This window comes from Enterococcus sp. DIV0806c (assembly GCF_051710905.1).
Taxonomy (GTDB): Bacteria; Bacillota; Bacilli; order Lactobacillales; family Enterococcaceae; genus Enterococcus_B; species Enterococcus_B mundtii.
The window spans coordinates 405,226-419,298 of sequence record NZ_JBIOLO010000001.1 but is presented as its reverse complement, the minus strand read 5'-3'; the positions used below and the strand labels follow the sequence as shown (position 1 = coordinate 419,298).

At 35.2% G+C, this 14,073-nt stretch carries 13 protein-coding genes and 1 pseudogene; 3 read left to right on the top strand and 11 right to left on the bottom strand.

The annotated features are described in order from the left end of the window. Positions 1–776 precede the first annotated feature (776 nt). From IGK77_RS02010 to IGK77_RS01990, 5 genes are read right to left on the bottom strand one after another with little or no spacing between them, the layout of a single operon-like run. Positions 777–1,529, bottom strand: a complete 753-nt coding sequence (locus IGK77_RS02010; protein ID WP_074800524.1) for a class II aldolase/adducin family protein — start codon at positions 1,527–1,529, stop codon at positions 777–779. 23 nt (positions 1,530–1,552) lie between these two features. Next, entirely contained in the window at positions 1,553–1,798 is a 246-nt protein-coding gene (locus IGK77_RS02005; RefSeq protein ID WP_074800527.1) for a hypothetical protein, read from the bottom strand. A gap of 29 nt (positions 1,799–1,827) precedes the next feature. Then, entirely contained in the window at positions 1,828–3,219 is a 1,392-nt protein-coding gene (locus IGK77_RS02000) for a PTS galactitol transporter subunit IIC (protein ID WP_071866605.1), read from the bottom strand. 37 nt (positions 3,220–3,256) lie between these two features. Continuing rightward, a complete protein-coding gene (locus IGK77_RS01995; RefSeq protein ID WP_071866568.1) occupies positions 3,257–3,556 on the bottom strand; it encodes a PTS sugar transporter subunit IIB in 300 nt (99 codons plus the stop codon). A gap of 20 nt (positions 3,557–3,576) precedes the next feature. Further along, positions 3,577–4,038 (bottom strand): PTS sugar transporter subunit IIA, encoded by a 462-nt coding sequence (locus tag IGK77_RS01990; RefSeq protein ID WP_074800530.1) that lies wholly within the window; start codon positions 4,036–4,038, stop codon positions 3,577–3,579. 280 nt (positions 4,039–4,318) lie between these two features. Here IGK77_RS01990 and IGK77_RS01985 point away from each other — a divergent pair, with 280 nt between their 5' ends. Continuing rightward, the gene (locus IGK77_RS01985) at positions 4,319–5,077 is read left to right on the top strand and encodes a DeoR/GlpR family DNA-binding transcription regulator (protein WP_071866566.1); all 759 of its coding nucleotides are present in this window, start codon (positions 4,319–4,321) and stop codon (positions 5,075–5,077) included. Further along, positions 5,077–6,033 (top strand): 1-phosphofructokinase family hexose kinase, encoded by a 957-nt coding sequence (locus tag IGK77_RS01980; protein WP_074800533.1) that lies wholly within the window; start codon positions 5,077–5,079, stop codon positions 6,031–6,033. Before IGK77_RS01985 ends, IGK77_RS01980 begins: the two co-directional genes overlap by 1 nt. 689 nt (positions 6,034–6,722) lie before the next feature. Here the strand turns inward: IGK77_RS01980 and IGK77_RS01975 are convergent. The 3 genes from IGK77_RS01975 to IGK77_RS01965 form a co-directional block, all read right to left on the bottom strand. After that, a complete protein-coding gene (locus IGK77_RS01975) occupies positions 6,723–7,109 on the bottom strand; it encodes a hypothetical protein (RefSeq protein WP_071866564.1) in 387 nt (128 codons plus the stop codon). A gap of 370 nt (positions 7,110–7,479) precedes the next feature. Next, on the bottom strand, positions 7,480–7,722 hold the full coding sequence (locus IGK77_RS01970; protein ID WP_438712877.1) for a hypothetical protein: 243 nt from the start codon (positions 7,720–7,722) through the stop codon (positions 7,480–7,482). A gap of 652 nt (positions 7,723–8,374) precedes the next feature. Beyond that, complete coding sequence (locus IGK77_RS01965) at positions 8,375–9,712, bottom strand: hypothetical protein (protein WP_071866562.1); 1,338 nt, start codon at positions 9,710–9,712, stop codon at positions 8,375–8,377. A gap of 459 nt (positions 9,713–10,171) precedes the next feature. On the opposite strand from IGK77_RS01965, the pseudogene IGK77_RS01960 reads away from it, so the two are divergent. Continuing rightward, positions 10,172–10,806, top strand: a pseudogene (locus tag IGK77_RS01960) (recombinase family protein). 69 nt (positions 10,807–10,875) lie between these two features. On the opposite strand, the gene IGK77_RS01955 reads toward IGK77_RS01960, so the two are convergent. From IGK77_RS01955 to IGK77_RS01945, 3 genes are read right to left on the bottom strand one after another with little or no spacing between them, the layout of a single operon-like run. Then, positions 10,876–11,229, bottom strand: coding sequence for a DUF7006 family protein (locus IGK77_RS01955; RefSeq protein WP_438712875.1), 354 nt, complete (start codon positions 11,227–11,229; stop codon positions 10,876–10,878). Between the two features lie 17 nt (positions 11,230–11,246). Next, positions 11,247–12,725, bottom strand: coding sequence for a helix-turn-helix domain-containing protein (locus tag IGK77_RS01950; protein ID WP_115357200.1), 1,479 nt, complete (start codon positions 12,723–12,725; stop codon positions 11,247–11,249). 49 nt (positions 12,726–12,774) lie between these two features. Next, a complete protein-coding gene (locus IGK77_RS01945; RefSeq protein WP_438712872.1) occupies positions 12,775–14,058 on the bottom strand; it encodes a helix-turn-helix domain-containing protein in 1,284 nt (427 codons plus the stop codon). Positions 14,059–14,073 lie beyond the last annotated feature (15 nt).

Sequence of the window (14,073 nt, the reverse complement as noted above, 5' to 3'; positions counted from 1 at the left end):
GTATCACTTTTTTTCATTATTTCATCTCCTTAAATTAATTGAACATCATACTCCCTACTTCAATATATCATGCTATTTTTAAATGATGCCAATTTTTCATAAATTATTGTTTTAACATCATAACTGTTCAATAACCTTTGATCGTTGGTTATAACATTATGCAAAAATTATCAAAACCATAAAAAATACTCGACACGTTTTTAGGCATTGAGTCCTTTTCATTATGTACTTTCTAAATTTAACGATCTTGTCTCTTCATATATCTGATGAACTAGATAAATCTCGTATCTTTGTATCTATTAAATATCGTCACTTTATTTACTACCTCTTCTTGCATTTATTTAGCAATCAAGCTAGGACAAATTTTTTCTAACTAATTTTGGTCAGGTACATAGTCAAGAAAATTTCCAATCGTCGTTAGAACTACCTCATCGCTAGATAATTCCACTAATCGTATAAACTTGGACTGTGGGATTGCTGCTAAGTAATTAACAAAGTTTTTATCCGTGTATTCAAAAGACCACATATATTTTAAACGATTATTATCGTATAGATCGATTAATTTCATGTCGTCATATTCTAGTCCTTATTTTTCAGCGGTTCGATTTGTGGAATGTTCTCAAGAATAAGTAATTTTTAATAATATTTACATTAAGCGTACTTAAATTTTTATTTGAAGTTCAGTAACAAAATCCCCATCATAAGAAAAAAATCCAAGAACTCGTAAACGAATGTTCTTGGATTTTTTTCAATCGTAATAGATGATTAACTGATAGTTAATCACCACCAGCAAAAATTTCTTCTTTATTATAAATCGGCGTATGATTTTTCAAATCTTCAAGGGTTCCTACCTGTCTACCTTTAGAATAAAAACCATCTAATAAACCTAAGGATTGGAATATCGTCTGCTTATATGCAATTTCGGCATTCCATTCCGTAGTATCTAGAATCTGTAAAGCTTTATGGATCGCTTCAATGCCCGATGCTCCTGGCGCACTGATCAACACTCCATGACTGTTGAGTAGCAACATATTTGGTAAGGCTACTTGTTCTTTTTTCATGTAATCAGAAACTAATTCTGCTAATTCTGGCGAGCAATTAGGTTCAAAGTCTAACACAGGAATATAGCCGATTTTTTGGGTCGCTTCCGTTAAATTAGGCATATCCAAGCCGGCGGTTGCCCAAAACATCGAGTGTGGCGAATGGGCATGTAAAACCGCTTTTATCGCTGGATTCGTATCATAAACCGCTTCGTGTAAGTTGATTTCTCGTGTAAGTTGACCTACCCCATCAATCACTTTTCTTGTATGAGGCTCAACGACTAAGATTTGTGCTGGTGAGACTTCCCCTAAATAAGCTTCTGACATCATAGTCGGTGTCATAATAATGTATTCTTTCCCTACTTCATCAGTTGTTTTAAAAGAGAAATTACCGCCTGCCACATTCGTATTCTTCCTTGTAAAGATCAATTTTACGATTCGTGCTAAATCTTCCCGCTCTCTTTCAAAAATCATCCGTCCATCTGACATATTCAAGACCACCTTTTTTATTTTTAAAGCGTTTTGTTACGTATGATTGTTTGTACAGCTGCTCTTATTTTAGATGCTTCTTCATCCTGTTTCTTTTTCCGTTCATCGTATTCTTTGAAAAGTACTGGATTGCCATATTTATATACACAGACTGCTAGACCAATAGCTACGACATTAAATAGGTACTGTTGTGTCACCAAAGCTAAGAGATAGCAGCCAATTGCTAGTAAAAGAAGCAGTTGCCATTTTATTTTTTCGCTCTTTCCCATTTTTGCCGCCCCTTTACTTTTTGAAAATTTTAGCCATTCGTCGCACGTACTTGCGTAGATTGTGTACCTTGTTCTTCGTATCTTTGACTTGGCACCTTTACCTTGCTCATATATTTATACAACCAAACAAACATTGCGATAAACAGAACTGACCCGATGATACCCAAGATATTTCCTTTAAACGCTTCTGCAAACAAGATTCGAAATTCCGGTCCTTCGATCGAAGACCAGGTAATTTGTTGGCCTTTTTGTATTCCTTCAACTGCACCGGTTCGATCTGCTAAGCCCGTTAAGATTGGAGTTAAATAAGTGGCTGCATACAGATAAATTGGCATCGAAATGACCCCCATGATCAGCATACGAACCAAATTTCCGCCTGTGAGTAATAAACCACCTACTGCGATCGAATAGTTGATAATTCCCGCTAAAGGTAAAACAGCATTTCCCGGTAAAACGATTGCATAACCAATAAAGACTGGTACTAATAAGATCGCGGCGACCCAAATCTCAGTGCGACCAGCTAAGATAGGCCAATCTAACCCAATATAAATTTCCCGGTCTTTAAACCGTTTTTTCATCATTTCCGACATTGCATCGGCAAGTGGTGAAAGAGACTGCATAAACATTTTTGAGATCATTGGGAATAAAGCCATTGCTGTAGCGATTTGAATAGCTAAATTTAATGAACCCGAAACCCCATAAGCTGCGGCCAACCCTAAACCCAAGCCGATGAGAAATCCCATCACCGAGTTTTCAGAGAAGATACCGATTTTCTTTTTTAATGCTTTTGTATCGGCGCGCCGGTTAAAGAAAGAAATTTTATCCATGATCACATTGATTGGTAATAAGAGTACTGCTGAAATATTCATTAAGTGTGTTACGGTTACTAAAGGGATACCTGTCAAATCCTCAATATGGCGTTGGAACATATCCCCCATCTTAAGTTCCAATATGACCTGGATGATGGCAGTAACAAACCCAGCCAGTAAACTACCACTGACAAAGTAGACAAGATAGGCCGTTAGTGCTTTGCCCCACACATTCCACATATCGACATTGAGCGTCTTTGTCCAGTTAAAAATCAACATAATAAAATTCACACCGAGAACAACTGCGAAGAAAATAAATGCATAGGACCATGACCAGGTGATACTCGCAGCTCCAGTCCATCCTAGATCTAGCGCCGGCAAATTCAATCCCGTATTTTTTGCCAATGCTTCAGATGCTGGACTAACTGCGTTTGACATAAAACCAATGACCATCGACATCCCTGTAAAAGCAATGCCTAACGTAATCGCGGACATAAATGCTTTTTTGAATTTCATACCCGCAATCAAACCTAGGAGCAAAATGATTAGTGGTACAAAAATGGCGGAACCCAAATCTAGAATATAATTGATAACATCTTGAAATAGTTGCATTTTTTTCACTTCTTTCTTTTGATAAGATTTTTTTGTGCTAGGCAATCAATTCCTTGATCTCATCATAAATAGCATCCATACCCATGCCCGTCAGAAACGGAATTCCGGCAAAAACATGTACTCCTAACTCTTCTGCTTTTTCCAATACTTCATCATCTGGCTGTGCAACGTAAACATAAATCCCTGTCAATGGCAATTCATTTTGGATAGACTTATAATCCACTGCTTCAACGGGGAAATCGATCCCATCGTCTTCAAGCATCCCAGCGATTTTACTTGCGATCGTTTGACTTGTTGCAACGCCACTCCCACATGCTACGATTAATCTTTTTTTCATCTTAAAATCCTCCCCAAAATTCATTTTATATTCTGCGTTACCAATTGATAAATTACTTGTGCCTCTCGCGCTTCAATGAATGCCTTTACAAATTTTCCATCCATAAACAATGCCATTAATGATTGTAATAAGCCGACTTGTTCTTTTGGTTCTTTGATTCCTAAAAAAAAGAGATTCCTTACCAGCATTTCTTGACTATCTCCCATTTGCTTTATCTTCACCTCAGTACTTAGACGTACAATAGCAATAAAAGGCTTTTCGACATACGCTTGTTCTGAATGAGGTAAGCCAATGTTTAAATACTGCGTAATCAGCCCAGTTGGAAAAACTTGTTCTCTTGCTATTAATCCCTTTAAATAATTCTCATTAACAAAAGCTTCTTTCTGTAGTCGTTTCGCTACTTCTCCAAATAGATCTTCCAAATTGTCTCCTTCCAAATCGAGAAAAATCAGCCTTTCATCAAACATACTCGTGTAGTCCACCTATTCTTCCTCCTCGTTCAACTTACATGATAAAAAATGTTAATGTTTGTTAAGATGTGTTTCACAATGTAAATATACAATAGTATTTATTCGTTGTCAACGCTTTCTTTTTTGTCAATTTTTCTAAATGTCGGCTCTTTTCTGCAAATAAAATTAACAAACTTTAACACATCCAAACATTTATCCTTGCTTTTTCTGAGTGTAAATGCTATTAATTAATGTATAAAGAAAGTTGAAAAAATTAACTTGAAAGATCGTTAATCCAACCCGAGGTGAAACTATGTTAAAGAAAGAACGGCAAGAAAAAATTTTAGCGTTAGTGAATCAGCATGACTACTTATCCATTGCAGAAATAGCTAAAACATTAGACGTTTCCGGTATGACTATTCGTAGAGATATTACAGAGTTAGCGGATCAATCTTTATTGGTAAAAATTTATGGTGGCGCGCAAAAACTAGAAAAAATCGAGCATGAGCTTTCTACCCAAGAAAAAATCGATACAAATGTTCTTCAAAAAAAATTCATCGGAAAAGTCATGAACAGTATCATTTCAGATAACGACACTATTTATATTGGTGCCGGAACAACGACGCTCCATGCTTTACCTGAACTAAAAAAAGCAAACTTATTCGTGATCACAAATAGTTTGCTCGCCTTTAATTACTTAATTTACAATACAAATTATCGTGTACTGTTGACAGGTGGGGAATTTTCCCGCACAACGGAAGAATTTTATGGAGAAACCGCAGAAAAAAGTTTTGAAAATTTAAATATCGATTTCGCTTTTGCTGCTACAAATGGGATCTTCGAAAACAATATCACCACTGCGAATCTTGTTGAAGGTTCGATCCAACAAGTTGCTTTCGAACATTCCCGCAAAAAATGCATCGTTGCAGATAGCTCTAAATTTAATCGTTCCGACGTTTACACCTTTTACTCCCTATCTGATGTCGACTATTTAATTACTGATAATAAACTTTCTGAGACTACTTATGAGCATTATCGTTCCTTTACGGAAATCCTTAAGGAGGAAAAATAATGATTTTAACGATTACAATGAACCCTTCGATGGACTACACCTATCTTGTGCCCTCACTACAATTGGATCAAGTGAATCGGGTGGATAACCCGCATATATCAATTGGGGGAAAAGGCATCAACGCTGGCAGAGTCATCGCACAGTTAGGAGAAGAAGTTTTATTAACCGGTATTTTGGGAGGAAATGTTGGCAAATCGATTCTTGATTCTTTACTAGCTGAAGAACATTATTTATTAGATTTTCTCACTATCAATGGAAATTCTCGCAATGCGATTACGATCATGCACGACGGAAACACCCATACAGAGCTGGTAGAAAAAGGACTTTACTTATCTGATGAAGATGAGAAACTTTTTTATCATCATCTCTCCATGTTAATTGAGCAACATCCGATTACCGTCGTCTGTATTTCTGGCTCAGTAAACTCTGCGAATGGTCACTTTCACGCTCAATTGCTTCAATTTATCCGTAAAGCATTAGGTGAACAGATACCGATTCTAATGGATATATCTGGCGAACAACTAAAAAATTGTTTAGCCCAAACGAATGCTCGTCCGAATTTTGTTAAACCAAATCAGCATGAATTAGAAGAGCTGATTGGACGAAAATTATGTTCATCTCAAGAAATTTTTACTGTGCTAGAGAGCACTCTTTTCGAGGGGATCGACACCGTTATGGTTTCCCAAGGTGGCGATGGGGCAATCGTTAAGTACCAATCCACTTTTTTTAAGATTGAGATTCCTAAAATTGCTATTGTAAATACAACAGGTTGTGGCGATTCAACAGTTGGTGGAATGGCCGTAGCATTGAATAAACAGTATCCAATTGAACAAGCATTGTCCTATTCGATGGCTTGCGGCATGTCTAATGCGCTCTCGAAAACAAACGGTACGATCGATGTCGCGCAAGTCGCTGAATTCAGCAAAAAGATCCACCTTTTCAAGATCAAAGAATAAATCGCTACATATTCTCTGTTCCCTTGACTGTTCAAAAAATTCTTTGATACAAATAAAAAAAGCCCTGGATAAGTACAACTGATTTTTCCAGTTTTTCGGCTCTATAATTTATGGAACAGAATAATCAATTCTGATTCATAAATTATAGAGCCGAAAAAAGCCAGACAATTGTCTGACTATAACAAACCTACTTATTTTTTTTGTTTAGCAATTGGAAGTCTTGATCAATGAATTGGTAACAATTTTCACAATGATATTTTTTCGTTTGAATATTGAACTGAATCAGTTCACCACAAGCATAATCGAACGATACAGCCGCTCTTCGTTCTAATACTTATAATGGACGTCCCCAAAAAGTATAGCCTAATTGTTGTTCTTTCATTTACTTCGTTCCTCCCTAAAAATATATTTATTCGTAGCTGGTATGATGACTCATTTAGCCAATGATACCTCTTAACGTGTGAATCTGACCTTAGAATGCTCGTATGAACACGTTTTTTATATAATAGTTCTCTCTTTTGCTAAATAAACATCACTATCAATTTTATAACATAAAACAAAATACTGAAGTAGTGTACAAGAGACGTACATAACTAAAATCCCTCTATATTTTCTCACGAGTTTAAAGAAGCCTTCTTTCAAAATAAAAATTGTCTACCGAAACTCTTACGGTAGACAAAATCAGTAAATTATTCTTCAACTCGCTTATATCCGTATCCCTCATACAGTTGGATAACAGATTCCACGGAATAAGTCGAATCCTTAGTATCTGTGATAGATACTAGGTCAGCAACGTTAACTTTATTTTCTTCATCAAGAAATAAGTCTGAGTAGCCAATTATAGCAGTAAATTCAGAATTCAACTTGTTCTCAGTTCCACCGTAATACCTCTTTACGCTGACAATCTTTATCAGATTTCCATTGTTTGTTGCAGAATGAAAACTAAACTGTGAGTCAGTGCTATTTCTAGCAAATTGTCGATAAGATAGGCCCTCCTCTTTTATCTCAAATCGAGATCCGTAAGATTTTTCCGGGCTCCAATCTTTATATGATCTATTCACTTCTTCATCGATCATACGTTAATATCGTCTAAATTAACATTATCAGTAGCTTTTTCGGCAACTTCATCTAATCCTTTAACTTCAAAACTAGGATCAAAAGTATCATCTAAAAGATAACTTCTATCTGCCAAACGATTCTCTAAATCTTCTGATATATCAATTTTTGCTAGATCCCATTCTTAAATTTCCCATCATCAACTAAAGTAAATTGAATATAACGTAAATCGTCCGGAAGAGTATTATCAATTGTTGCAGTGCCAAGTCCACTAACACCGTTAAAGTTAACAACTAAATATTTTTCAACCTCTCCTGTTATTAACTTCTTTGGTTCATCAAGACCTTTAATAACTATTTCTTTATCCCCACCGACTAAATTTTTAACTTTTTAAGAATCAACTTCAAGTGTTAATTTAGCACTATCTCCATTGGATAACTCTGAATTTTTATCTAAATTTATACCTAACATTTCTTCAAGTTGTTTATCATCATAATAGGCGTTGTTACTTTCAAAGGTTAACTCCTTATCATTCTCAACCAAATAATTACGAAGACGTTCATGATCAACAAAATAACTAGCAGTTCCTCTAGTATCTAACCCCTTAAAATTGACATCAACAAAGTCTATCATCTCGATATTCCCTTGCCCACAACCCGACAATAGAACCACACTAATAACACTACCTAAAAACAAAAAATTTTTTCATCACTAACTCCTCACAATTTTCGTAAAAATAACAATATTTGAAAATATTACTTATTTTATGAGATTTTACTATAATTATATCATAAGGATTTAACACTATAGGAAAGATATTAAAGCTGTTGCTGTTGCTTTTTAGGATCAATACTTGGAGGATCTAGAATATAGAAACAAAAATAAACGGTAAGGGTAAACAATAAACATTATAAACTTTTTAACTTTCAGTTTTGAGTAAACTCAATTATACTCACACAATATCTTCCTGCGATTTACACAAATTTACACCTTATTCATTCACTAATTCTTGATTGAATAACTAGATTTCAGACCATCTAAACTCTTTTCCAAATAGAAAAAGGCATTCTTATTGCTGAAAATATCGATCGAATTGATTATCTGGAATGTTTTCTTGATCCAGATATTACTTCTCTTTTAAGTGGAGGATACAAAGCAACGGGCAAAAAAATATATGAGAATTCTTTAATGGACTTGTAGAGACATAAAAAAATTTTGGTATATTTTTGATCTCTCAATAGAGTACAACAAATTTAAAGGTGACTTATTTCAACCTCTTGATATATTATTCTCGTACATTATGATTTTTTACCGAAGAATTTCTAACTGATCCTCTGGAGACGTTTGGCTCTATAAACATTGACATAGTTAAAGCTTTCTCTTTAATGTTATTAAAATTCCTACTTATTTTTTCTTTATCTTTTTCTACATTTTTTCTAATATCGTTAACGTTTAATCGTATCACCGATATTTCTTCCTTAGTCAAATGATTGACTCGAACTTTCTTTCCTTCTAATTTTATAAACTTTTTAAATCTACTAAAAAGACTCTTTTTTTTATTGTTATCATTGAGTGATACTTCAATCTTATAAGAAGCTACTCTTTTAAATTCTGGAATGCTATTAGTGAAATGTTTATTTAATATTTTACCATTTTCTATCTTCCTCATAACTTTAATGTCTTCTGGATAGTTTTTCCTATCATCTTTTAAATAACAATACATTTTATATTGATCTCTTAAATAGTTGCTGATATCAGTTCCATACCCCATTTTTTCTAACCGGAAACAAGCAACTTCTGTAAGAATACCGTTTAAAGAATCCGTTCTACCTTGTTTATCAGTCGCAAAGATCAGCTGCCCTGGAGAACTTTTTTCTGAGAGTACTCTTTTTAGTGAAGCTACTACCTCTTTCATTAAACAGTTCCCTTGTATATATTGGCTTGATGTAACATTGCGTCCATAATGCTCGCTCTTTGCTATTTTACTAAGAAAGTGTAACGGTTGATATTTTATATCAGAAGGTTTAAATCCTCTATCTGTAAACCCACTTGCAATAGCTTTAGCCATTGAATTAATTCCATCAGGAGTATTATCTATTTTATAGAAATAATTGCTTACAATATAATTTCTTCCATAATTATCGAGAATTTCATTTGCTTTTTCAAGACGTTCAGGAGGAGAAACACCCGCTTTGTCAAATATTTCCACTTGAATTTTTTCATCGTTTTTTTTTATGATGCATGACACTTCATGCGCTCCAGTTCCAGTTCTAAAACCAGTTGGCACTACTAAGAAACTATCATCATTATGATTGATAAGTTGTTCAGTATAATGAGATAAAAGAGTAGCATTTTGGGAAGCATAATAGCTTCGATCTAAAGAAGACTTTATTAAATCAATATTACGATGTTGAAGTTCTTCTGGGTAAGATTCAATAACCTGTTTTACGAGTGGAAATATTTCTTTTTGAACATCTAATTTATCTAACGTATTTCCTTTAAAATTAAAATTTTGAAGGAATAATTCACATATATCTTTACCATACCTTTTACTCTTCATGTACTCAGTTCTTTTTTTATCGATTTCTGCGATTAATTTTTTTTCTTCTTTCTTACTAATCATTATGTTTCCCCCTGGCGAATCTTCTTAAGCATGGAAGATTTTATACTAACACTTCACTAACTTATCTAAAATTAATACAACGATTTTAACCATAGATACACAGCAAATTATTTAATTTATAAAATGAGATAATACATTATTGATTTTGTTTCTAAATTGACCATATCTTCTACTTAAGTTTCATTATCAATATGTTTAAACTTTCTCTCTGTTTTCATTCAACTAAATTATTTGGTAGTTAACTTAGTCCTTTAATATAATAATCAGCTAATCTGTGATTTTTTTGTTTAATACCTTGGGTGCCAATTACTATATTCTCGTTCTTTCAATAAAGTATAGTATATCTAACACAGAAAAATGTAATCCTTCTTTTTCATAGACACATGAAAAAACTTTCATTGGTGTAGATGATGAATTATTAGGGTGTATTTTAAATAGTTCGGGAAAGTAGGTGAAAAATTGAAAGTTGCATACATTCGTGTCTCTTCCCTTGATCAAAATGAACAACGCCAAATTGAAGAAATGAAACAATTTGGAGCAGAAAAAATTTTTATTGAGAAACAATCAGGAGCCACAATTTCAGAAAGACCAGCTTTTCAAAAAGCTTTAGATTTTGTACGTGAACAAGATACTTTTATTGAGAGGCTATTGATCGATTAGGAAGAGATTATAATGAAATTATTGCTTCAGTTAATTACCTAAAAAATAATAACATCCGACTGATCATTACTAGTCTACCTATCATGGCTGAATCAATTGGTAATCCTCTCCTAGATAAGTTCATTAAGGATTTAATCATTCAGATTCTTGCCATGATTGCCGAGCAGGAACGTACAGAATCTAAATGACGTCAGGCACAAGGAATTAAGATTGCTAAAGCGAATGGTGTTTATAAAGGACGCCCTAAGCTATACAGCGCAGACACAAAAGATCCTCAACGTCGCCTTGTTTATAAAAGCATCGTTGAGGATCTGAATAAGGGTGTTGCTATTTCAACAATTTCAAAAAACTACAATATTACTAGACAAACAGTTTATAGAATTAAACATGAAATCAACAATAAGAATGACTATATAAAAACAAATAATCATTAACCAATGAAAAAATTCTTACCAAAATAAGAGTCTACGCATTTAAGTTACTCCAATCAGGCCATCGATCTATTATACTACATTGAAAATCATGGAGTGATTCGGTTCCTTACTGCGATCGTACCCACATAATTCTTTGAAGTAGGTGAGATAGTCACTTTCAACGATTCTAAGTATTTCTTTCACATCTAGAAAATTATCAAAGTTGAGCAAATCTGTTAATAGCCTCATCTTGGCATCGATTCCTAAGATCTCCGGAAATATTTCCCAAAAATTTTCCTGACAGATCTGACTCACTAAGGTCTCCAATTGTTGGATCTGGGTGTTTAAATAGACCTTTAGGTCTTCACTTGCTCGCTTTTCAGCCTCTTCAAAGATACTTTTAAAGCCCTCCAGATACGCTTTTTTTGTAAAAAATGTCGTCATTTTTTTCATTCCTTCTTTTAAAATGTTTCCTGATCGATCAGTGGATTCAACTGATGCTTGACTCTTGCCCAATCTTGCGCCGTAGGAATACTGCTCATAAGAATATGATCCGTGTCAAGAGCGAAATCCAAAAGATACGGTCGATAGTTCGTTACAATCAAATCAACATGCACATCATTTAAACGTTCCGGCGTCAATTCTTGAAGCTGCATAAACAACAGCTTATGATATTCTCCTAATAGTACACGTGCCTGCATTCGAATCGATTGAACTATTAAGTAGTCACCTTCTAATAAAAATAAAACTTTTTTGACCGGTTGGTAATAGTGGAACAATAAGTTCATATATGTCGTAAAACTCACCACGATATCTTCAAAATATTGGGCAGAAAAACTGAGTACTTGGGCGTGTTTTAAGAGGAATTGTTTATGGGCCTCATAAATCTGTTTATCGCTTTTCTTCACCATCCAATGGATTTCTTCTAGCTCTTTGTTCAACACCGGACCCACTGCTTCATTCATCAAACGCGAAATGAAAAAAGAGGTCATAAACTGTCCTAGAGTATTCGTATCCCACTGTTCAAAGAAAGGGTCAGAAAGGTAATCTGACACGATAAACTGAAGATCCTTCCAGTGGCTGAATCGTTGGTTAAAAGTTTGTTCTTGGTCCACACGATGAATCGTCCGTTTGGAAATAATCAATAAATGGATCCAAGCAAATTCTTCTTTTGGTAGATAAATCTCATATTCCTCTTTGATCCTTTCTTGTAAAGAATAAAGCAACTGAAAATCTTTTTCTTGATAAATGCTTGCTTTTAGCCATTCAGGTAAGGACACAAAATGGTTTTGATGGACTCGGACCATTGCGATATAAAGATGGTAATAAAAGGCTGAAATCGTGATTCCTGTACCCAATTCATACTTCCCCAATTTACCAGACAGTTCATTCAAGACCAACGTATGTAAGCTTTCTGGCGGACGGATTGTATACGGAGTCTGTTCACTGCTATAATAAAAATCAAAAAAGAACTTTCGGATATTGACTTCTTCCCCTAAAAAATTGACTGGATTAAAAGCCAATGTTAACTCATACTCAGCTAATACCGGTCGGATTCTTAAAAAAAACCTTCGTAAAGTACTCTCTGCGTAACTGTATTGGTGAGCTAAGTCAGCTATTGTAAAATCTTTTCCACAAAAAACATTTCCCACGATTTCAAATAGCACTTCGTTTTCCAACAGTTGTTCTTTTTTCTCTTGGTAGTCACTACGATTTCGTTCTTCAAAATGATACCCACTGTAATTCGAACGTAATTCGATGCTTGTACCAAAATATTTTTTGAATGTTTGAATATCTTTTATTAAGGTACGTTGTGAAATAGCTAGTTGTTCACTCAGCTCTCCAATCGTAAAACGCCGTTCTTGTTCCATCACACTTAACACCTGCATCCATCGCTTGACCTCTGCGCTGGTAATAAAAGCCATCTGAAACTCACGCAACTTTTTTCCTCCTCACTTTTTCAAATATTTATCTTTCCTGACCGTTAAATCATCTTGACTCAGAAAATACAGAGAGCACTTCAGCGATTTTCTCCTTGCTAGGTACGTAGGGAAGTTCAATCGTTGCACGAGCGTTTCTAGCTTGTGGTTGATTCACGATTTGTACATAGCGTACTAGTCCGAGCGGATTCATTTGGGCAGCTTCAACCGCCTGTAAGCCAGATTTTTTTAAAATCGTTTCAACTTCCTGTTTGATCCATCGTGTCAAAGCACGTGGGCCTACTAGCTGATAGGAAACATAAATCGTCTGGCTATATTTTTTCTTCTCGGCTAAAAAACGTTTCATGAGTACGTCTAAAGGAGACGGTTTCTCACGGCTTGCATACGGCACTTGTGCTGGTGCTTCAAGTGTAGGCAACTGGAAAAAGGCCTCCATTAAAAAGAGGAGTGTTTCGAAAAAACCATAAGTCAGACCTTCGGTCTCACGCATTGGTAACTCATACTCACTCACAGGTGAAAATGTGTGGATAAATACTTGTTGTGTCATAGGGTTCAGAAACTGGCGTTCATCTAATGAGAGGAGGAACAACGCGGCTTTTTCTGGTCCTGGCAGAAACACACTCACCTGTTGATCCAAAGCCTGGATTAGAGTTGTTTGGGCTTGTTTATGTGCCACTTGTTCTTGTAAGCAATGTCCTTGGTCGACTCGTTGCTTAGCTAGTTTCAGCCATTGATTAAACAAGGTTTGATCTAGGTGCCAAGGTCCGTCTTGAATCGCCACTTTCTCCTGATGTAGGTCCTGAATATGTTCTGAAAGAAACCTAGGATACAATGGTAAGGTGAAATAAAAATCATAAAGGAATTGGCGAATCCCCGCTTCTTCTCCCCATAATTGATTGGTTTTAGATTCAATTTTTATCCCATAATAGGTCGTTAATAACGTTTGAAGCTGCCGTTTCATCCGTTGGAAGCTTGCACTCGACACATCAAGATACGCCATCCACTGTTGATTGTCTAAACACTTTCCCGCAGCCAATTGATCCACAAAAAGAAAAAGTTTCTCTTCATTTAGTAACGCTTGTTTCTCCTCATAATACCCTTTAGGGTTCAGAAAGGAAAAGTGATAGCCCTTCTCATCGCCGATCAAATGGATCCGCTCACCAAAATAGTCCTTGATCACCTTTATATCCTCAATAATCGTCCGTCGCCCAAACCCAGTCTGTTTAGCTAAGGTTTGTGCGGTAACATGTTCCTCTTCTTCTAACGTCGCCAATAAGAGCAGCCAACGTTTCGTCTTATCTGCCATGACTAAATGATCAAATAAAATGTGCATATTTTTTCTGTCCTT

What these genes read in the sequence shown, in the direction of transcription:
- IGK77_RS02010 (WP_074800524.1), bottom strand. Translation starts at nt 1,529, where the DNA reads ATGTCAGATGGACGGATGATTTTTGAAAGAGAGCGGGAAGATTTAGCA.
- IGK77_RS02005 (WP_074800527.1), bottom strand. Translation starts at nt 1,798, where the DNA reads ATGGGAAAGAGCGAAAAAATAAAATGGCAACTGCTTCTTTTACTAGCA.
- IGK77_RS02000 (WP_071866605.1), bottom strand. Translation starts at nt 3,219, where the DNA reads ATGCAACTATTTCAAGATGTTATCAATTATATTCTAGATTTGGGTTCC.
- IGK77_RS01995 (WP_071866568.1), bottom strand. Translation starts at nt 3,556, where the DNA reads ATGAAAAAAAGATTAATCGTAGCATGTGGGAGTGGCGTTGCAACAAGT.
- IGK77_RS01985 (WP_071866566.1), top strand. Translation starts at nt 4,319, where the DNA reads ATGTTAAAGAAAGAACGGCAAGAAAAAATTTTAGCGTTAGTGAATCAG.
- IGK77_RS01980 (WP_074800533.1), top strand. Translation starts at nt 5,077, where the DNA reads ATGATTTTAACGATTACAATGAACCCTTCGATGGACTACACCTATCTT.
- IGK77_RS01975 (WP_071866564.1), bottom strand. Translation starts at nt 7,109, where the DNA reads ATGATCGATGAAGAAGTGAATAGATCATATAAAGATTGGAGCCCGGAA.
- IGK77_RS01970 (WP_438712877.1), bottom strand. Translation starts at nt 7,722, where the DNA reads ATGATAGACTTTGTTGATGTCAATTTTAAGGGGTTAGATACTAGAGGA.
- IGK77_RS01965 (WP_071866562.1), bottom strand. Translation starts at nt 9,712, where the DNA reads ATGATTAGTAAGAAAGAAGAAAAAAAATTAATCGCAGAAATCGATAAA.
- IGK77_RS01955 (WP_438712875.1), bottom strand. Translation starts at nt 11,229, where the DNA reads ATGACGACATTTTTTACAAAAAAAGCGTATCTGGAGGGCTTTAAAAGT.
- IGK77_RS01945 (WP_438712872.1), bottom strand. Translation starts at nt 14,058, where the DNA reads ATGCACATTTTATTTGATCATTTAGTCATGGCAGATAAGACGAAACGT.